This is a genomic window from Bradyrhizobium sp. Leo78 (genome assembly GCF_059512425.1).
In genome coordinates, this window is sequence record NZ_JCAMOT010000005.1 from 1 (window position 1) to 19,107 (window position 19,107).

Annotated in this window: 16 protein-coding genes; 7 read left to right on the top strand and 9 right to left on the bottom strand. The window is 63.0% G+C overall.

Annotation, left to right across the window (positions count from 1 at the left end):
* Positions 1-390: 390 nt before the first annotated feature.
* Genes AC5ZG1_RS08015 through AC5ZG1_RS08050 form a run of 8 tightly spaced genes read right to left on the bottom strand, consistent with a single transcriptional unit; the run spans position 391 to position 7,303 of the window.
* Complete coding sequence (locus tag AC5ZG1_RS08015) at positions 391-1,686, bottom strand: MSMEG_0569 family flavin-dependent oxidoreductase (RefSeq protein ID WP_496132517.1); 1,296 nt, start codon at positions 1,684-1,686, stop codon at positions 391-393.
* 12 nt (positions 1,687-1,698) lie between these two features.
* On the bottom strand, positions 1,699-1,986 hold the full coding sequence (locus tag AC5ZG1_RS08020; protein WP_130223711.1) for an MSMEG_0570 family nitrogen starvation response protein: 288 nt from the start codon (positions 1,984-1,986) through the stop codon (positions 1,699-1,701).
* Positions 1,979-3,145 (bottom strand): MSMEG_0565 family glycosyltransferase, encoded by a 1,167-nt coding sequence (locus tag AC5ZG1_RS08025; RefSeq protein WP_496132518.1) that lies wholly within the window; start codon positions 3,143-3,145, stop codon positions 1,979-1,981. The genes AC5ZG1_RS08020 and AC5ZG1_RS08025 overlap by 8 nt, the downstream gene beginning before the upstream one ends.
* Positions 3,142-4,137, bottom strand: a complete 996-nt coding sequence (locus AC5ZG1_RS08030) for a sll0787 family AIR synthase-like protein (RefSeq protein ID WP_496132519.1) — start codon at positions 4,135-4,137, stop codon at positions 3,142-3,144. Before AC5ZG1_RS08030 ends, AC5ZG1_RS08025 begins: the two co-directional genes overlap by 4 nt.
* A gap of 2 nt (positions 4,138-4,139) precedes the next feature.
* Positions 4,140-4,688: an MSMEG_0567/Sll0786 family nitrogen starvation N-acetyltransferase gene (locus tag AC5ZG1_RS08035; protein ID WP_496132520.1), complete on the bottom strand. Its 549-nt coding sequence runs from the start codon at positions 4,686-4,688 to the stop codon at positions 4,140-4,142.
* A complete protein-coding gene (locus AC5ZG1_RS08040) occupies positions 4,685-5,821 on the bottom strand; it encodes an MSMEG_0568 family radical SAM protein (protein WP_245287340.1) in 1,137 nt (378 codons plus the stop codon). Before AC5ZG1_RS08040 ends, AC5ZG1_RS08035 begins: the two co-directional genes overlap by 4 nt.
* On the bottom strand, positions 5,730-6,791 hold the full coding sequence (locus AC5ZG1_RS08045; RefSeq protein WP_496132521.1) for a Nit6803 family nitrilase: 1,062 nt from the start codon (positions 6,789-6,791) through the stop codon (positions 5,730-5,732). Before AC5ZG1_RS08045 ends, AC5ZG1_RS08040 begins: the two co-directional genes overlap by 92 nt.
* Before the next feature lie 29 nt (positions 6,792-6,820).
* Entirely contained in the window at positions 6,821-7,303 is a 483-nt protein-coding gene (locus AC5ZG1_RS08050; RefSeq protein ID WP_130582573.1) for an MSMEG_0572/Sll0783 family nitrogen starvation response protein, read from the bottom strand.
* Positions 7,304-7,632: 329 nt separating this feature from the next.
* Here AC5ZG1_RS08050 and AC5ZG1_RS08055 point away from each other — a divergent pair, with 329 nt between their 5' ends.
* From AC5ZG1_RS08055 to AC5ZG1_RS08085, 7 genes are all read left to right on the top strand, one after another.
* Positions 7,633-9,021 carry an aminotransferase-like domain-containing protein gene (locus AC5ZG1_RS08055; RefSeq protein WP_130223701.1) on the top strand — a complete coding sequence of 463 codons (1,389 nt, stop codon included), beginning with the start codon at positions 7,633-7,635 and terminating at the stop codon, positions 9,019-9,021.
* A 647-nt stretch (positions 9,022-9,668) separates the two neighbouring features.
* On the top strand, positions 9,669-10,079 hold the full coding sequence (locus AC5ZG1_RS08060) for a DUF305 domain-containing protein (protein ID WP_496132689.1): 411 nt from the start codon (positions 9,669-9,671) through the stop codon (positions 10,077-10,079).
* A 200-nt stretch (positions 10,080-10,279) separates the two neighbouring features.
* On the top strand, positions 10,280-13,468 hold the full coding sequence (locus AC5ZG1_RS08065) for an efflux RND transporter permease subunit (RefSeq protein ID WP_496132522.1): 3,189 nt from the start codon (positions 10,280-10,282) through the stop codon (positions 13,466-13,468).
* Between the two features lie 14 nt (positions 13,469-13,482).
* The gene (locus tag AC5ZG1_RS08070) at positions 13,483-14,724 is read left to right on the top strand and encodes an efflux RND transporter periplasmic adaptor subunit (protein ID WP_496132523.1); all 1,242 of its coding nucleotides are present in this window, start codon (positions 13,483-13,485) and stop codon (positions 14,722-14,724) included.
* A gap of 162 nt (positions 14,725-14,886) precedes the next feature.
* On the top strand, positions 14,887-15,564 hold the full coding sequence (locus tag AC5ZG1_RS08075) for a response regulator transcription factor (protein ID WP_028164860.1): 678 nt from the start codon (positions 14,887-14,889) through the stop codon (positions 15,562-15,564).
* A 20-nt stretch (positions 15,565-15,584) separates the two neighbouring features.
* Entirely contained in the window at positions 15,585-16,982 is a 1,398-nt protein-coding gene (locus AC5ZG1_RS08080) for a sensor histidine kinase (RefSeq protein WP_456643177.1), read from the top strand.
* An 88-nt stretch (positions 16,983-17,070) separates the two neighbouring features.
* Positions 17,071-18,231 (top strand): epoxide hydrolase family protein, encoded by a 1,161-nt coding sequence (locus AC5ZG1_RS08085; protein ID WP_496132524.1) that lies wholly within the window; start codon positions 17,071-17,073, stop codon positions 18,229-18,231.
* 106 nt (positions 18,232-18,337) lie between these two features.
* Here AC5ZG1_RS08085 and AC5ZG1_RS08090 read toward each other — a convergent pair whose 3' ends face one another.
* The gene (locus AC5ZG1_RS08090; RefSeq protein ID WP_130223693.1) at positions 18,338-18,586 is read right to left on the bottom strand and encodes a hypothetical protein; all 249 of its coding nucleotides are present in this window, start codon (positions 18,584-18,586) and stop codon (positions 18,338-18,340) included.
* Positions 18,587-19,107: the final 521 nt, after the last annotated feature.

Sequence of the window (19,107 nt, forward strand, 5' to 3'; positions counted from 1 at the left end):
GTAAACCATCGCGCAGGGAAAGCCGGAATGCTTCGGTTGAACCTGTGGTCCTACCCCCGTGCTTTTTGTTGCACGGGGCCCATGGGTGCAACCGGCACCCGGCTTTCCCTGCACCCTCTGCTATCGAGGAGGGTGAAACGAGACGAAAAGCTCGGACGCAACGCGCCGCGAGAACGCGAACTTACATCCCCTCGCTGTTTGACATTTGAATCGTGATCTCTCCCCACGTCGTCCCGGGCTTGACCCGGGACCCATAACCACAGGGAGATGTTATGGCGCGGGCAGGCGGTCACAGCGGAGCAGGTCACATCGCCCTGTGGTTATGGGTCCCCCGCCTTCGCGGGGACGACGCCGGTGCGAGAAGCGCCAAAGCAATACCAACGACAGAGCTTAACCCGCCGTATCGAGCGCGAGCACGCGCCCATCTGCGCGAGTTGCATTCTCCTGTACCGCGCTCCGCCGGCCCACGATATGATCCGCCACGAACTCCGTGTCGCGTCCGATGCCGACGAACCGGCCCGAACCCCAGGTGTAAAGCCAGGGCAATCCGATCACATAGGCACCATCGACCGAGGTGACGCCGCGCTTGTGCGTGGGATAACCTGCGCCGTCGAACATTGGCAAATCCACCCACGACCAATCCGAACGAAAGCCGGTGGTCCAGATGATGCTGGTGATGCCGGCTGCCGCAAGGTCGAGCTCCGTCGGGGTCTCGGCGGGCGACCACACCGGCGCATAGTGCGGCGTCAGCGGCGCATCGATCCCGCCTCTCGCAATGTGGTCGTCGATCAGGCTGCAGATGCCGTTGTAGACTCGATCGGCATTGTCGAGGTTGGTCTTTAGATCGTCGCTGAGCCGCAACGTGGTGCCGCGCGCGTCCTTCAGGCGCCCGTAGAGCTTCATGCCTTCGAGCGCAAACTTGCGCAGATCGATGTCGCGGCCGCCATCGCGGCCGGTGAGATAGTGGTTGGCATTCCTGCGAACCTTTTCACGCAGCGGATGCTGATCCACCGGCAGATCGTATTGGCCGAGATCATCGAGCCAGTCGACGGCGTCGCGGCCGCGGTAGAAGCGGGGACAGCGCGGCGCGCTGCCGACCGCGAGATGAACCTTGCGGCCGGCCAGATGCAGGTCCTCGGCGATCTGGCAGCCGGACTGGCCGCTGCCGACCACGAAGATCTCGCCCGGCGGCAACTGGTCCGGATTGCGATAGGCGGACGAATGGATCTGCGTGATGGCCGGGTCCAGCCGCTCCGAGAATTCGGGAAGCTTGGGGATGTGATACCCGCTGACCGCGAGCACGACGCTATCGGCCATGATCTCGCCCGCGGTCGTCTCGAGCAGGAATCTTCCGCTTACCTGGCGTAGCCTGACGACCGCGACGCCTTCGCGGACCGGAGCTTTGATGTGCTTCGCGTAGTCTTCGATATAGCGGACGATCTCATCGCGCAGCATGAAGCCGTGCGGATCGTCGCCGGCATAGGGGAAGCCGGGGAGCTGGCATTGCCAGTTCGGCGTCACCAGGCAGAACGTGTCCCAGCGCTGCGTTTTCCAGGAATGGGCGATGCTGTTCTTCTCCAGCACCACATGGTCGATATCGTGCCGGCTGAGCTGCGCGCTCATCGCAAGGCCAGCCTGTCCGCCGCCGATCACGACGACCGGGTAGTGAGAGTCGAGATCAGACATCATGAACTCCTGTTATTCTTCGAACGAAACGATGGTGACGGAGGCCTCTGGCATGGCCTCGAATCGGCCGGCCGTTTCCTCGATCCGGGCGAGTTGACCGAGCGCGCGCGTGCAGAAGAAGCCGTATTTCTCGCGGACGCGCTCTGCTGCGATCGTCAGCGCGATGCGGCTGCGCTCCCGGAAATCGGCGAGCGAGTAGGTCGCGCCGACGGCGAGATGGTCCTTGATCACCAGCGAAGGCGAATAGCAGACCTCGATGCTTTCATCCGGCCAGCGCACATGGAAACGCATTTCAGGCATAATGCACCTCGCTCATGCGGCGATAGGCTGGAAGGTGCGCCTCAGCGGTGCGGCTCCAATCGTGACGTTCGGCGACGTTACGTCCGTTCGCGGCGAGGCGGGAGCGAAGCGGTTCGGACAGCGCGCTGATCATGGCATTCGCAATCGAGCCCGCCTGATGCGGATCGCACCAGGCAACGTCGTCCGCGCCGAGATATTCGGTGAAGGGCGGGATATGCGAGACGATCACGGGGACGCCGCTCGCCATCGCTTCGAGTACGACGAGGCCAAAGCCCTCGCGCAGCGACGGGAAGACCAGGGCGTCCGAAAGCCGATAGAGCGATGGCATCTCAGTATCGGCAAGCGGCCCGGTCTCGATCACCGCACCTGCGGGCAGCCCCGCATCCTGCAGCCGCAGCCGGAACTGCCGCTGGTAGGCGCCATGATCGAGCAGCGACGCGCCGCCGGCGATCACGAGCTGGGCGGAGCGGTGGATGGCATGCACTTGGCTGAAGGCATCAAGGATGGCATGGGTGTTCTTGCGTTGCTCGATGCCGCCAATCGCCAGCAGCACTGGTCCCTCGCGAAGCCCGAGACGGGCGCGGAGTGCGTGGTCGCGGGCATTGGCGACAGGCGAATAGCGATTGGTATCGACGCCGTTGCCGACCAGCGTAGAGGTGCAGGCCAATTCGATCCTCAGTCGCTCCTGCCACATCCGGCTGACGACAAAGAGGTGATCGGCGAGAACGATCGAGCGCTGGTCGAGCTGGCGCAGCCGCGCATCGCTGAAATCGTCGACGTGGTGCACGGTGCGGACGTAACCCTGGATCAGCCGGCGTTGCTTCAGCGTCGCCAGCGCATTGCCGGAGATGCCGTCCTGGGCATGGTAGACATCGAATTGCCGATGCGCGGGATTCTCGAAATGCCGCACATAATCCGCGATGCGCGTTTCCACCATCGACGTGACGTCATCAGACACCGCCGACGCCGGCACTGATATGGTCGGCGCGAGACTGGAACGGAAGAAGCTCTTGCCGGTGCGATCGGGCGCATGCACGATGGCGGCATGGCCGAGCCTCGTCAAGGCGTCCGCGAGCTCGAGCGCGTGCACCACGCCGCCACGCGGGTTGGTCGAGTGGGTCAGGATCGCGATGCGAAGCCGCGCGGACGAAGCGCTCATGCGACGCTCCGCTGGATCGGACGCTTGGCGGGGCCGCAGCCGATCAACGACTGCTGCGCGAAATCCCACACCGTCGCGCGGTCGGAGCCGGCGCGAATATCGACCGTGGTTCCGGCCATCACGTCGCCAACGGACGCGGCGGCGATGCCGCGCTGGCGAAAGCGCGCGAGCGTTTCGTCGAGATGTTCCGGCTTGATCGACAAGAGATAGCCGAAGCTCGGAAAGGTCTGCAGCCAGCGTTCCAGCAGAACGCCGTCCGGAATCGGGATCGCGTCGAGATCGATGGCGAGCGCCACCTGCGAGCACTCGGCGAGCATCGCGGCGGTGCCGACGATGCCGCCCTGGCTGATGTCCTTGGCGGCGCACGCGAGCCCGGACTCGGCAACCGACGGCAGGATCTCGATGTCGCCGCGCAGCCGTTCCGGCGGCGCATCGGTTGCCGCTTCCCAGTTCGCGAACGGCTCGCGGTAGCGGCCGCGAAGATCGATCGCGGCAACGAGCTTGTCGCCTGGCTTCGCATCGAAGCTGGTCAGCAGCCGCTTGGCACGGCCGAGGATCGCGACCGCGAATTGGCTCTGGCTGCTGCGAATATTGGTGTGGCCGCCGATGATGGGGACCCCGAACGCCTTCGCCGCCGCCTTCAGGCCGGCGAGGATCGGCGATGCGTTATCCGGGCCATCGGACCAGATCGCATTGACGATCGCGGTGGGCCGGCCGCCCATCGCCGCGACATCGGAGATGTTCACCATCGCGCCGCACCAGCCGGCGAACCAGGGATCGGCGGCGACGAATTCGTTCATGAAGCCTTCGATAGCAAACAGGAGGTGGCCGTCACCATCCGGAATTGCCGCGCAGTCGTCGCCCACGGGGATCGCCTGATCGCCCGACAGCTCGAGCGCGGTGGCCACCGCGGCGATGTCGGCCTTGGCGGCGATGCCGCGGCTCTGCCGCAGCCGTTCCGCAAGAGCATCGATGGCGGCACCGGAGAGCATGATCAGGCCGCCAGTTTCGCCAGGGAGAGGAAGCCGGTCTCAGGAGTGCGGAATGGCGGATAGTGATCGAGGTCGGCCTCCATGCGGTGATGCGGGCGGCCGTGCAACTCGAACTCGCCGAGCGAGCGCCAGTGCATGTGCTGGAACAGCAGCGCATTCTGGCTCTGGACATTGGCCAGGAAACGCCGGCAGCCGCGCGCGTGCGCGGACGACACCGCGAGCCGGATCAGGCCGGCGCCGACCGCGCTCAGCCGGCGGTAGTTCCTCGCAACCGCCAGCCGCGATCCCCACCAGACATCCGCCTCATGGTCATCGCGGTGAATGCGCACAGTGCCGACAACGTCGTCCTCGACGACGCCGAGCAGCGACACCGCCACGAGCGGAATGGCAAAGTCGTCGATCGCATCGCGATCGTCGTCAGCGAAGACGTGCTGCTCCTCGCAAAACACCTTACGGCGGAGCGCAGCGGCCGCAGCCTTCTCCCAAGATTCGGTCGCGAACTTCACTTGGAATTCCGGCGCAATGAACGGCTTGAACGATTCGAAGATCATGCGATGGCCCTCCGCTCATAGGTCGACAGCGCCGAGCAGGCGCCGCATTTGCCGCAGCCCGCCTTGATGTCGGAAGCGCGCAAGTCCCCGGCCCGCAGCATGTCCGCAAGCGGGCGCAGGATGTCGTGCATGAACGAAGGAGGTGGTGTCGGATGACTTTCCAGCGGCGTGCCGGCAATCGGTACAAACGGAACGACGAAGGGATAGACGCCGATGTCGATCAGGCGCCGGGAGGTCGCAAGAATCTCGGCAGGTTCGTCGCCGAGGCCGGCGAGGATATAGGTCGAGACCTGACCGCGGCCGAACACCGGCACCGCCGCCGCGAAGGCTTCGAAATAGTCGTCGATGGAAACCTGCGCCTTGCCCGGCATGATCCGTTGCCGCACATCGGCGCCGATGACTTCCAGATGCATCCCGAGCGCGTCGACGCCGGCATCCTTCATGCGGCCGAACCAGGCGAAATCATCCGGCGGCTCGCATTGCGCCTGGATCGGCAGGTCGACGGCGGCTTTGACGGCCGCGGCGCTCTCGGCAAGGATCGCAGCGCCGCGATCGGAGGTGCGCGGCGTGCCCGTGGTCATCACCATGTGACGCACGCCGTCGAGTTCGACCGCGGCCTTGGCGACTTCGGCAAGCTGCGCCGGCGTCTTGCGCTCGACCGTGCGTCCGGCCGCGAGCGACTGGCCGATCGCGCAGAACTGGCAGGTCTTGGTGCGGCTCTGGTAGCGGATGCATGTCTGCAGCACCGTGGTTGCGAGCACGTCACGCCCATGCAGCGTCGCGATCTTGGAATAGGGAATGCCGTCGGCGGTAGAGAGCTCGTAGAATTTCGGCCGCAGCGGGAACGAGACGTCAGCCAGAACGATGCCGTCGCGCGAGATGCGGCTGCGGCCCGCGGCGTCGGGCCGCTCGACGAGGTATGGGCTCTCGAACGCCGGTGCATTATGGACCGGCACCATCACTGTGGAACCATCGATGGTGAATGGCGTGTGGTCCGAGGGGCCGGCGCCACCGCGGCGGCTGATGCCGCCGTTCCTGGGATCAGCGAGGCGTACTCCGAAGGACTGCAACTCGTTGATCAACTGCTCGGTCGGCATCGCCTTGAGTCGCTCGTGCGGCATCTGCTGTGTCATCGGATACGTCTCCCGGATTGGGCATGAGGCGATTGGGGTGAAGGCCGTGCATCGGACGCGCCGGCTGGTCGTTGAGCACGAGCGACAAAAGCTCCGGGCGGGCATAATGGCCGACCGAGTCCATCATCCGCTTGCGCTTGGTGATCAGAGCCATGTCGAGATCGGCGATCAGAATTCCCTCGCCGCTGGTGAGCGGCGGGACGAGGTGATTGCCTTCCGGCGAGACGATCGCGGTCATGCAGCCGCCGCGCAGGCCCTTGCGCAGGCCTTCGTCCGGCGAGATCTTCGCGATCTGCTCCTCGGAGAGCCAGCCGGTGGCGTTGACGACGAAGCAAGCGCTTTCGAGTGCATGGTGGCGGATCGTCACCTCGATCTGGTCGGCGAAGATCTGTCCGACCAGCGATCCCGGAAATTGCGCCGCGTGAATTTCCTCGTGCTGCGCCATCAGCGCGTAGCGGGCGAGGGGATTGTAGTGCTCCCAGCAGGCGAGCGCGCCGACGCGGCCGACGGCCGTATCGGCCACCTTCAGTCCGGCGCCATCGCCCTGGCCCCAGATCATGCGTTCGTGGAAGGTGGGTGTGATCTTGCGGCGCTTCAGCACGATCGCGCCGGTGGCATCGAATACGAGCTGCGCATTATAGAGCGAGCCGTGATCGCGCTCGTTGACGCCGAGCACGATCACCATGGCATGGCGCTTGGCCGCTTGGGCGACGGCGTCGGTCACTGGGCCCGGCACCAGGACGGCGTGGTCGTAGAGTTGGATATGCTCGGCGCCGCTCAGGACCGGCGGGCGGACGAAGGAAAAATACGGATACCAGGGAACCAGCGTCTCCGGGAACACGGCGAACTGGACGCCCTTGCCGGCCGCTTCTGCAACGGCTGCCAGGATCCGATCGACGGTTCCACTCGGCGTCTCCAGATCGGGCGCGATCTGGATCGCTGCAGCCTTGACGATGCGCTTCGCTGTCACGGTCTCCTCCCTCGTCCGCTCGCCCCGCGTCAGAGCGTCCAGGTGTGGAGCATGAAGGCGTTGTCGTTGCGGTGGATCAGGATCAGATCCAGCACGTCGAGCGGATTGATCGGCCGGATGCCCGGGATCAGCGACGGCTCGCCATGGCCGTACAGCGCCTGCAAGGCGAAGCGGCAGGCGTAGACGTTGCCGCCTTCGTCCATGAATTTTGCGAGCTGGTTGTTGAAGTTCTGGGCGCCCGGAAACGCTTCGTCGCCGATCTTCGGAAAACCGCGCTGCACGCCGAGCGTGACGCCCGGGCCATAAAGCAGGATCGAGGTGTCAAAACCCTTTCGCTTCAGCCGAAGCGCCTGAAGGATGTTGACGAGACCGATCGAGCCTTCGAACGCGACAGTGTGGAACGTCACCAGCGCCTTCTCGCCGGGCTTGGCTTTGACGTCCTCGAAAACCTTCTCCTCATAATCGACAAGAAAATCGCCTTTCTGGCGAGCGGGCATCGTTACTGCGGGCATTGCGCACCTCCTGCTCTCGTCCGGCCTCCCGGATCGATTTCAGGATTTGCAATCAATGTGCCAAACGCCTGTTTGCTCGATTAATCATCAACGCAGTCAATATGCAGTCAGATATCCAGTCAATGTTGACTGGATATCTGACGGGACTGTAGGGATTGCTTCTTTGCCGTTAGAAAAAGCTGCCTAGCAGCGATGTGCAACGCGCTCGATTGCTATGCAGGCGCCCTCGTCGAGTCCCGCAGGAATAATGACAGTACTACGAACCCAATTGCGAAAAAGTATGCAACAACATACGGTCAATTTTGAGCTCATCTGGCTAGATCTCGCAAATGACCGACTGGCGACCCGACCTCTCCAACAGTGACAAGCCGCGCTATCTCGCGATTGCCGACGCCATCGCCGATGATATCGCCGCCGGAAAGCTTGTCATCGGCGACCGATTGCCGCCGCAGCGCAAATTGGCCAAGCGGCTCGACATCGACTTCACGACGGTAGCGCGCGGTTATGTCGAGGCGCAGAAGCGCGGGCTGATCGAATCGAAGGTCGGGCAGGGAACTTTCGTCCGCGACAAGCCGCGCCCGCGACGCTCAGTGCAGGCCTTTCCGCCGCGGCCGGTCGACCTCTCGATGAATCTGCCGCCCGAGCCTGATGATCCCGACTTGATCGCGCGGATGCAGGCGGCGGCGGACTACGTCATGCGCGATGTCGTCTCGCTTTTGCGCTACCAGGGATTCGGCGGCACCCAGGCCGACAAGGATGCGGCGTCGAGTTGGCTCGGCCGGCGCGCGCTGGTGCCGGCGCAGAGCCGTATCTTCGTGTCGCCTGGCGCGCATCCGGCGCTGCTTGGCATTCTCTCGATCCTCGCAAAGCCCGGCGAGATCGTGCTGTGCGAGGCCATCACCTATCCGGGCATACGCGCTATCGCCGCGCAACTCGGCATCACGCTGGTCGGCTTGCCGATGGACGATGACGGCGTCGAACCGCAGGCCTTGACCGACGCATGCAAGAAGCTGAAGCCGAAGGCGATCTATCTCAATCCGACCCTACAGAATCCGACTACGCTGACGATTCCCGACCCTCGACGACGCGAGATCGTTGCGATCGCGCGACGCCACAAGTTGCCGATTATCGAGGATGACGCCTACGGCTTCATCCCCGAACACGGTCACGGCCACGCGCCGTTTGCCGCGATCGCGCCCGATCTCACCTGGCACGTTGCGGGCCTTGCGAAATGCATCGGTGCCGGATTGCGCGCTGCCTATGTCGTGGTCCCCGATACGCGTTCGGCCTGGCCGTTCGCCTCGGCCCTTCGTGCCGCAACCGTCATGGCTTCGCCGCTCACAGTGTCGCTGGTGACGCGCTGGATCGAGGACGGCACCGCCGACACGATCCTGCGGTTCATCCGCACGGAGACGTCGGCGCGGCAGAGGCTGGCAGCGGAGATATTGCCGAAAGGTTCTTATCGCGGGGATCTGCTCAGCTTCAACATCTGGGTCCCACTGCCCGCGCCATGGACGCGCTCAGCATTCGTCGAGCATATGCGATCGACCGGCATCGGTGTCGTCGCAAGCGATGCATTCGTCGTCAACGGATCGCCGCCCGAGGCGGTCAGGATATGCCTCGGCGGTCCCGTCAATCGGCCGCAGGTCAGGAGCGCGCTGGAGTATACCGCGCATGCGCTTGCCGAGAGCCCGGCTCTGGCATCATCGTTTCTCTGACGTCGTCGAAATCAGCGCAACGAATCTGTTGCCGCGCATATCCTGAAACAACAAGCACTGCGATGTGCGATCGTCCGGCTAGCCTGTTCTGGCGCATAGGAAGACAGGTGTGCTCGTCATCACAAGTGCGCGAGCGTCCGCAATCACAATTGAATGAACAGATCGGCCTTCTGCGCATAGCTGATTAAGATTTGGCTCGCGCGATTTTCGACGCGGCTTCATCGCGTGAGGAGAAAAGTCCTCGCCAACTCACCGGATATTGAGTGCTGCGATCCGCGCCATCACCGAATGTTGGCTGATCGTAGCAGCTTGTTGATGCGATCCGACATCCAATCGGCGCCGTCGAAACCCTAAATCGTTTTTTAGTTGAGAATGGGATGTTCGACCGCCACTTGAATGGCGTCGGCGACGCGGCGTCTTTGGGCTTGTTCGGGCGGACTACCCACTAGAGGTATTCGGAAATGGAAGAGGTCGGATCGTGGGTCGCTCCACGTAGCGGCAGGTTTCGCTTGGAGGCATGTATGATCGTGCTGTCACGTTCTTTCGTTCGCAAACGCGTGATCTCACTCGCGACGACGGCCACCGTGGCGGCGACGTCGTTCGTGTTGGCCCAGAATCCCACCAGGGCGTATCACGTTCGCGGGGCCATGCCGGTTCAATATGTGGCTGATCGCCCCGACTATGCCGGCGAGCAGCCCTTCCTTTCAGAAAATGATGCCGCCATGAACAAGATGATGGCGGACATGACGATCAAGCCGACCGGCGATGTCGACCGTGATTTCGTCGCGATGATGGTTCCGCACCATCAAGGCGCGATCGACATGGCGAAGGCTGTCCTTCGCTACGGCCATAACGAGCAGCTTCGCCGTCTCGCGCAGGAGATTGTCGTGACCCAGCAGCAGGAGATTGCGGCGATGCGGCTCGCGGTTGGCGAGGAGTTGCCGCCGTCGGTTGCCGCGCCGACACAGCCGGGCACTGCACCTGCGCTGCAGCCGGACACCATACCTGCCATGCAATCACTGGACGCGATGTCTAGCCACACGATGCATATGCAGTAGGGGACGAAACAAATGAGGATGTCGGCTCTCGAGCCTCGCCGGCGCACGAGGCATGGCGAAGACAAAATTCAACGACGTTATCTGGTAATCACAGAGGGCGTTCCGGACAAGCCCGGTCACGTCGTGCAGGTGCATTTGAAATAGGCGCGCCGCTTGCTTGTGTGAGGACCGGCAGAGCGGCGCGCGGTTAAGGACCGATTATGGGTATCGTTCGCTTCGCTCTGCGGTTTCCACATACGTTCTATGTGGTCGCTGCGCTGATCCTGTTTCTGGGTGCCGTCGCCAGCTACAAGATGCCGACGGACATCTTTCCGGAAATCAACATCCCCGTGGTGACGGTGATCTGGAGCTACACCGGGCTGAGCACGCCCGAGATGGAGCAGCGCGTCACCACCTACAGCCAGTATTCGATCAGCTCCAACGTCAACGGCATCAGGAACATCGAAGCCCAGACCATGGCGGGGTTGTCGGTGCAGAAGATCTACTTCCAACCCGACGTCAATCTCGATCTCGCCATCGCCCAGATCGTCTCCGCCACCAACTCGATCCGCGCGCTGATGCCGCCGGGGATCCAGCCGCCGGTGGTGGTGCAGTTCAACGCCTCGAGCGTTCCAGTGCTGCAGATCAGCCTGAGCTCCGACACGCTCAGTGAGCAGCAGCTCTACGACTACGGCATCTATCGCATCCGCCAGCAACTGGCGCCGATCCCCGGCATCACGCTGCCGACGCCGGCCGGCGGCAAGTACCGCCAGATCATGGTCGATATCGATCCGGAAAAGCTGCTCGCCAAGGGATTGACGCCGCTCGACGTGGTGAACGCGGTCAACACCCAGAACCTGACATTGCCGGCAGGCACGGCGAAGTTCGGCAAGACGCAATATGCCATCCGCACCAATGCAACGCCGCCGAGCATCGACGACCTCAACAATATTCCGATCAAGGTGGTGAACGGCGCGACTGTGTTCGTCAAGGATGTCGGACAGGTGCATGACGGCTGGCTGGTGCAGCAGAACGTCGTGCGGCAGAACGGCCGGCGCTCGGTGCTGCTCAGCATCATCAAGAACGGCAATGCCTCCACGCTCTCGGTTGTCAATGCTGTGCACCAGGCGTTGCAGACGGCGCGGGCCGCGGCGCCTCCGGGCATGCAGATCAAGGAACTGTTCGATCAGTCGGTGTTCGTCAAGGAGTCGGTCACGGGCGTGCTGCGCGAGGGCGCGATTGCGGCGGCGCTGACCGCGCTGATGATCCTGCTGTTCCTGGGATCATGGCGCTCGACCGTGGTGGTCATGATCTCGATCCCGCTTTCGATCCTGACTTCGCTGATCGTGCTTTATTTCCTCGGCGAAACCTTGAACACGATGACGCTCGGCGGTCTGGCGCTCGCGGTCGGCATTCTCGTCGACGACTCGACGGTCACGATCGAGAACACCCATCGGCTGCTGACCGAGGAGGGGATGCCGCTGCCACAGGCGACGCTGCACGGCGCCGCCGGCATTGCCGTCCCGACCCTGGTCTCGACGCTTGCGATCAGCTGCGTCTTCACCTCCGTGGTGTTCCTGGATGGGCCGGCAAAGTACCTGTTCACGCCGCTCGGGCTCGCCGTCGTGTTCGCGATGCTGGCTTCCTACGGTCTGTCTCGAACCCTGACGCCGATCGTGATCGGACTTCTGCTCAAGGGCGAACATCACGGCGCACCAGGAGCGGCGGCGACCGGCTTGTTCGCGCGCTTCCATGCGGCGTTCGAGCGCGGTTTTGAGACCATACGCCATGCCTATTCGCGTTGGCTCACCGAACTCTTGAACCACCGCTTTATCATTCCCATCGGCATGGGATTCGTGCTGCTGCTGGGCGGCGTGATGTTTCCGATGGTCGGCCGAGACTTCTTCCCGGCGATTGATGGCGGACAGATTCAGCTTCACGTCCGCGCGCCGGCCGGGACCAGGATCGAGGCGACGGAGCGCGTCTTTCAGCAGGTCGAGAACAAGATCCGCGAAATCATCCCGGCCGATCAGCGCGCATTGATCGTCGACAATATCGGGCTGCCGGCACGGCCGTATAACCTCGCCTTCAGCGACGGCTCGACCATCGGCGTCAATGACGGCGTGATCCTTGTGGCGCTCAAGGAAGGCCACGCGCCGACGGCGAACTATGTGCGCAAGCTGCGCGAGGAGCTGCCCAAGGCTTTCCCGGAGGACACGTTCTACTTCCAGGCGGCGGATATCGTGACGCAGATCCTCAATTTCGGACTGCCGGCGCAGATCGATGTCCGTACGGTCGGCTACGACAAGGACAATAATCTGCGGGTCGCACAGGAACTGCGGCAGCGCATCGCCGATATCCCTGGCGTGGTGGATGCGCATCTGCAGCAGGAAGTCAACGCGCCAGCGTTCTATGCCGACATCGATCGCACCCGCGCGGCCCAGCTCGGCCTGAACGCCAACACGATCGCCACCAATCTCAATGTCAGCCTGAGCTCGTCCGAGCAGGTGCAGCCGAATTTCTGGACCGATCCCAAATCCGGCATTCCATACTACTTCGCGGTGCAGACGCCCGAGAGCAGGATTTCGTCCGTCAGCGATATCGGCAACACGCCGGTTTCCACGACGCTGGCGTCGCTGACCGATACACCCGTGCCTGGCCTGCTCAGCAACGTCGCCACGTTCAGGCGCGGCAGCGTTCCGACCAATGCCAACCAGGCCAATATTCAGCCGGTCTACGAGACCTATGCCAGCACGCAAGGCCGTGATCTCGGCAGCGTCGCGAGCCAGATCAGCCATATTGTCGGGGATCTGCAGAAGCAGCTGAAGCCAGGCAATTCGATCCAGGTGATCGGCCAGATCGACAGCATGAACAGCTCGTTCGTCAATCTCGGCATCGGCCTGCTGTTTGCCGCCGTGTTTGTCTACATGCTGATGGTGGTGAACTATCAGAACTTCGGCGACCCCTTCGTCGTTATCCTGGCCCTGCCCGCGACGCTCTGTGGCATCCTGACCATGCTGTTCGTGACCGGCACGACCCTGAACGTGCCGTCGCTGATGGGAGCGATCATGGCGGTGGGTGTGGCATCGGCCAACTCGATCCTGCTGGTGACTTTTGCCCGCGAGCAGCAGCTTGCCGGCAAGACTGCCTTCGAGGCTGCGATCGAGGCCGGGCATACCAGGATCCGACCGGTGCTGATGACCGCGGCCGCAATGATCGTAGGCATGATCCCGATGGCGATCGGGGCGGCCGGCGAAGAGCAGAATGCCGCGCTTGCGCGCGCGGTGATCGGCGGCTTGCTGTTTGCGACGCCGACGACGTTGCTGGTGGTGCCCTATCTGTTTGCCGTGCTGCGCAAGGGCAATGACGGCGAAAAACATCACGGGGTATTCGACGAGGTGCTGGAATGAATTTCAATCGGCCTTTGAAAATCGAGCCGACGCCCGGGGATCGCAAAAGCGATCCGGCGCCGGTGCGGCATGGCCGTTCGAGACGGTGGATTGGCCGGACTGTGGGCGTGGCCCTGGGGCTGATCGGAGGGACCGCACTGGCGTTCGGGGGATGGAATCACTACGCCCAATATCGCCAGACCATGGCCACGGCCGAACAGCGCCACGATCTCGTCCCGGACGTTCGTGTGGCGACCGTCGAGCCTAGCGATGGGATCGACGTCGTGAACCTGCCTGCAACCACCTCGGCTTTTGCCTCCGCCAACATCTTCGCGCGCGCCAGCGGCTATATCGCCAAGCGCGAGGTTGATATCGGTGACCATGTCAAGGAAGGGCAATTGCTGGCGGAGATCGTTGCGCCGGAACTCGACCATCAGATCGCACAGGCTGAGGCGACGCTCGGGCAGCTCAGGTCTGCGCTGCAGCAGGCGCAGGCCAACAGGGAACTGGCCAAGGTGACGTGGGACCGCGACAAGCCGCTGGTGGAGAAGGGCTGGCTTACCGCGCAGCAGGGAACGATCGACTCCCAGACGCTGAAGGCGCAAGAGGCCGCGGTCTCGGTCGCGCAGGCCAATGTGGTCGCCGAGGAAGCGCAGGTGCAGGTGTTGCATCAGCAGAAGATCTACCAGCACGTCGTTGCACCCTTCGACGGCGTGATCACCCAGCGCAATATCGACGTCGGCAGCCTGGTGCAGGCGGATGCGACCAGCGGCACGTTCATGTTCACGATCATGCAGAGCAATGTCATCCGCACCCAGGTGTTTGTTCCACAGGATGCGGCGTTCGGAGTACGTGCGGGGATCGATGCCATCGTGCACGTTCCGGAACTGCCCGACCGCACCTTCCCCGGCACGGTGACGCGGATCGCCGATGCGCTGCAGCCGGGTTCGCGAACGCTGTTGACCGAGGTCGATATCCCGAATCCGGACGGCGCGCTCACGCCCGGCACCTACTGCACGATCGAACTGCGCATCCCGCGCAAGACGCCGAGCTTCAAAGTGTCTGCGGATGCAATCATCTTCAATCAAGGCGGCCTGCAGGTCGCCGTGGTCGAGAACGGGGTGGCGCATCTGCACAAGGTCAACGTCGTGCGTGACCTCGGTCAGCAAGTGGAGATCAACAGCGGTGTTAAAGCGGGCGACAAGGTGATCCTCAATCCGTCGGTCGACTTGGCCGACGGCAGCCGTGTGACCCTCAGGACCCAGGCCGTTTCCTGATCTCTCTCCGCGGTCCGCCCGGATCGGCAGCAAAACCCCTCTCTAAAATGCAATTTAATGGCGTGGTTCCGCCGCCGAGCCTATGTTGGTTGAGCGGAGGGCGGACGCACGCTGCCAGCGGCGCGGGCCGGCCTCCGGCAGGGTGTTGTCGAGAACGGATTGATGACAAAGGTGCTCTTGATCGAGGATGACGGCGAGACCGCCGAGGAGATTACGGCCGAACTCGCTGAACGCGGGTTCGAGGTCGAATGGTCGGCCAATGGTCGAGAAGGCCTCGACAAGGCTCGCAATCTGCGGCCTGACGCCATGATTGTCGACCGCTTGTTGCCGGGAATGGATGGGCTCAGCGTGATCGAGACCTTGCGGAAAGAGCAGGTTCGCACGCCGGTGCTGGTGCTAAGTGCACTCGGCGCGGTGGACGACCGTGTGCGGGGCCTGCGCATGGGCGGCGATGATTATCTCACTAAGCCCTTTGCCGTCGTGGAACTGATCGCGCGGATAGAGGCGCTGCTGCGCCGGCCGGTGGAATCGCGCGAGACATTGCTGCGGGTGGGGCAGCTCGAACTCGACCTGATCGAGCGCAGTGCCAGGCGCGGCGATCGGGTGATCGATCTGTTGCCGCGCGAATTTCGCCTGCTCGAATACATGATGCGACGCAGCGACCAGTTGCTGACGCGCGCCATGCTGCTTGAAGAAGTCTGGAACTACAAGTTCGTCCCGGCGACAAACCTGGTCGATGTGCATATGGGCCGCCTGCGCCACAAGGTGGACGGGCCGGACGAGACTCCGATGATCCAGAATGTCCGCGGTGCCGGCTTCATTCTCCGTGCGGCCTCCTGAGATATTGCGCGCTCCGATCGATGGCCGTTGATCTCATGCAGAGACATCCGAACACGATGGGCCAGTGGCAATTCATTCGGTCGAACAGCTTTCGCTGGGCCCTTGCGGTGGCCGGCGTCCTTGCCGTCTTCATGATCGCGCTGTTCGGTTTCATCTATGTGAAGATCGACAATTATCTGATCGAGCGGACCGACCGCATGCTCGGCCGTCAGATCGCCTTCATGGCGACATTGCCGATGGAGCGCCAGCTCAACGCGATTGAAGATCATCTGCGGCAGGATTCGCGCGGCGTTCAGTTTGCAGGGGTGTTTGGCTCGGACGGGCGGAGGTTGGCCGGCAACATGCAGCGTCTTCCGGCCGGTCTCAAGATCGACGCCCCGGCGCAGAGCGTCACCGCGGCGAGGGTAGACCAGCCGGATCACAATCATTCAGTTCGCGCGATCGCAAAGCGCATGCCAAACGGCAACGTTCTGGCGATTGCACGCAATGTCGATGAGACCAAGGAAATCTCCCACGTCGTCGGCGAAGCGCTCGCGTTCGGATTGTTGCCGGCATTCATCATCTGTCTTCTGGCCGGCGCGTGGCTGAGCGTGCGGGCGCAACGGCAGGTCGAGGAGGTCAACCAGCGCGTCCAGCGCATTATCGCGGGCGATCTGCGTGAACGGCTGCCCTATCGCGATGGCAGCGAGCCCTTCTCCAAGCTCGCAGTCATCGTCAACGGCATGCTCGACGAGATGGAAACGATGATCAACGCGCTGGCTGGCGTCGGCAACGACATCGCCCACGATCTCAGGACGCCGCTGACCCGCGCAAGGCTCGCGCTCGAGCGCGGCCGCACCCATGCAACGTCGCTGGAGCAGCTTCAGACGGTCGCAGACAAGGCGATCGCAGGCATCGATCAGTCGCTGACGATCATCACTGCGCTGTTGCGGCTTGCCGAGATCGAGAACAGCCGGCGGTCGGCCGGCTTCGGCATCGTGCGGCTGCATGAGATGTTGCGGGAGGTCTGCGACATCTACGAGCCGATCGCGGAGAACAAGAATATCGTGCTGACGGTCCACGCGGAGCACGAGCTCAACGTGCGCGGCGACCGGGACCTGTTGATCGAGGCGGTCACCAATCTCGTCGACAACGCCATCAAGTTCACGCCGGAAGGCGGCAAGGTCGATATCGAACTGCTGCGCAACGGGAATGAAACCGTGATCCGCATTGTCGATACCGGTAGCGGGATCACGGCAGAGGAGCGCGACGCTGTGCTGCGGCGGTTCTATCGGTCCGACAAGATGCGCAACACGCCCGGCGTCGGCCTAGGGCTCAATCTGGTGGCTGCGATCGTCAAGCTGCACGGCTTCCGGCTGACGATCCACCCGGGCGCGGGATGCCGCGTCGAGATCGCCTGCCCGGATCCGGAAGCGTAATCGCCGAGGGGAGGGCCGCCTGTCCATGCGGCTTGCGCATAGCCTGCTTTTTCTCCGATATTGAGCGTGTCGTTTGGAGGATCGGGCCATGAGCACAGCGATACATCGCTATCGGATCGCGGTCGGTGACGATGTGCTCGAAGATCTCAAATCAAGGCTCGGCCGGACGCGGTGGCCCGAGGCCGAGCTGGTCGAAGACTGGAGCCAGGGTGCTCCGCTGAAGTGGATCCAGGAGGTCTGCCGCTACTGGGCCGACGAATATGACTGGCGCAGCCGCGAAGCGCGCCTCAATCGCTTCGCGCAATTCACGACAGAGATCGACGGACTTGGCATCCATTTCCTGCATGTTCGCTCGCCGCACGCGAACGCGTTGCCGCTGATCATCACCCATGGTTGGCCGGGATCGGTGGTCGAATTCCACAAGGTGATCGAACCGCTAACCGACCCGACCGCGCACGGTGGCCGTGCGGCCGACGCGTTTCATGTGGTCTGTCCGTCATTGCCGGGCTTCGCCTTCTCCGGCAAACCGCGTGCAACCGGCTGGGGCGTCGATCGCATCGCCGCGGCCTGGGCCGTGCTGATGGAACGTCTTGGCTATGCACGATACGGCGCGCAAGGAGGTGACTGGGGTTCGGCCGTCACGACCGCGCTGGGCGCGCAAGACGCTGTGCATTGCGCCGGCATTCACATCACGCTGGCGATGGCGACGCGGCCCAATGTCGAGGGACAGCCGACGCCGGAAGAGGTGCGGGCGCTAAACGGTATCAAATACTACGCCGACTGGGATTCCGGCTATTCGAAGCAGCAGTCGACCCGCCCGCAAACGCTCGGCTATGGGCTGACGGATTCACCGAGCGGTCAGGCCGCGTGGATCCTCGAGAAATTCTGGGCCTGGACCGACTGCGACGGGCATCCCGAGAACATCCTGTCCCGCGACGAACTGCTCGACAACGTCATGCTGTATTGGGTGCCCGCCACCGCGGCTTCCTCGGCGCGGCTCTATTGGGAAAGCTTCGGATCGAAACGGCGAACCGCGCACAAGGTCACCGTGCCGACCGGCGTCGCCGTCTTTCCCAAGGAGATTGTCACGCCGGTTCGAAAGTGGATGGAGGCGAGCTACACCAACATCTGTCATTGGAGCGAGATGCCGAAGGGCGGGCACTTCGCCGCCTTTGAGCAGCCCGAGTTGTTCGTGCGCGAGGTGCGCGAATTCTTCCGGCCGTTGCGCGAGGAAGCGAGTCAGTCATGAGCGAAGGACGCTATCGGCTGATCGGATCCACCGCTGCTGGAGCCCGCGGGGTGCTGGGCGCATCTGGCTGCGAACTGATCGCCTTCGGTTTCATCTAGCGAACCAGCTATCGCGAGCAGGACGGCAAGGTCTTGATCGCTTCCTCCGCCTCGGCCCGGCTCTTGTAAACCGTGTCGCTTGCGACCGTGATGTTCGGGGTATCCGTCTTGGGCGTCTTGTCGACGACCGAGCAACTCTTGGTCAGCGAGTTGAGCACAACATAAAATGCCGGACCGGTTCTCGTGCTTTGGGCGAGGGCAGGGCAGACAGCCGCGAGCAACGCAACCAAACCGAGACAAAGCAGATAGCGTTTCATCATGACCTCCCTCGGTTCGAGCGAAATTAGCGCGCGAAGAGGAGTTCGGTTCCGGATCTGGATGGCAGACCTCGACGCCTCAACCCTGCAAATTAATGGGCCCCGGTGCATTGGAGCATCGCGGGGCCCTGCATCTTCGTTTTAGCGAAGGATTCTGGTAGACACCAGGATAACTCTGGATCGTAAAGCGCGTGGCCTTTGCGCTCCCATCCGGTGGATATGTTCAGATTGTCGACGGCGCAATGCGGCTAGCAGCTGCTGTTCGCCTCAACTGCGCCGAGACCTTGCCGCTGAGCAAGGTCACAGGACTGTCCCGGTGGCGTCATGCTCCTCTCCAAGAGTGGCCCGACGGACATCTGTCCGTATCCTCTGCTTGCCGCCCGACGACATAATCGACCGGCAATCCCTGCAAGGCCGGGAGCCAAGCTCCAGCACCCCGACAGGTGCATCAGCAAAATGCTGCGGCAGATATTGGAGGCTGTCAAGTGAAGTCGCGGTTCCCCGAGTGAGGGAACCTTGAA

Excerpts from the sequence above, each read along its gene's own strand:
- AC5ZG1_RS08015 (WP_496132517.1), bottom strand. The coding sequence starts at position 1,686 with ATGTCTGATCTCGACTCTCACTACCCGGTCGTCGTGATCGGCGGCGGA.
- AC5ZG1_RS08020 (WP_130223711.1), bottom strand. The coding sequence starts at position 1,986 with ATGCCTGAAATGCGTTTCCATGTGCGCTGGCCGGATGAAAGCATCGAG.
- AC5ZG1_RS08025 (WP_496132518.1), bottom strand. The coding sequence starts at position 3,145 with ATGAGCGCTTCGTCCGCGCGGCTTCGCATCGCGATCCTGACCCACTCG.
- AC5ZG1_RS08030 (WP_496132519.1), bottom strand. The coding sequence starts at position 4,137 with ATGCTCTCCGGTGCCGCCATCGATGCTCTTGCGGAACGGCTGCGGCAG.
- AC5ZG1_RS08035 (WP_496132520.1), bottom strand. The coding sequence starts at position 4,688 with ATGATCTTCGAATCGTTCAAGCCGTTCATTGCGCCGGAATTCCAAGTG.
- AC5ZG1_RS08040 (WP_245287340.1), bottom strand. The coding sequence starts at position 5,821 with ATGACACAGCAGATGCCGCACGAGCGACTCAAGGCGATGCCGACCGAG.
- AC5ZG1_RS08050 (WP_130582573.1), bottom strand. The coding sequence starts at position 7,303 with ATGCCCGCAGTAACGATGCCCGCTCGCCAGAAAGGCGATTTTCTTGTC.
- AC5ZG1_RS08055 (WP_130223701.1), top strand. The coding sequence starts at position 7,633 with ATGACCGACTGGCGACCCGACCTCTCCAACAGTGACAAGCCGCGCTAT.
- AC5ZG1_RS08060 (WP_496132689.1), top strand. The coding sequence starts at position 9,669 with ATGCCGGTTCAATATGTGGCTGATCGCCCCGACTATGCCGGCGAGCAG.
- AC5ZG1_RS08065 (WP_496132522.1), top strand. The coding sequence starts at position 10,280 with ATGGGTATCGTTCGCTTCGCTCTGCGGTTTCCACATACGTTCTATGTG.
- AC5ZG1_RS08075 (WP_028164860.1), top strand. The coding sequence starts at position 14,887 with ATGACAAAGGTGCTCTTGATCGAGGATGACGGCGAGACCGCCGAGGAG.
- AC5ZG1_RS08080 (WP_456643177.1), top strand. The coding sequence starts at position 15,585 with ATGGCCGTTGATCTCATGCAGAGACATCCGAACACGATGGGCCAGTGG.
- AC5ZG1_RS08085 (WP_496132524.1), top strand. The coding sequence starts at position 17,071 with ATGAGCACAGCGATACATCGCTATCGGATCGCGGTCGGTGACGATGTG.
- AC5ZG1_RS08090 (WP_130223693.1), bottom strand. The coding sequence starts at position 18,586 with ATGAAACGCTATCTGCTTTGTCTCGGTTTGGTTGCGTTGCTCGCGGCT.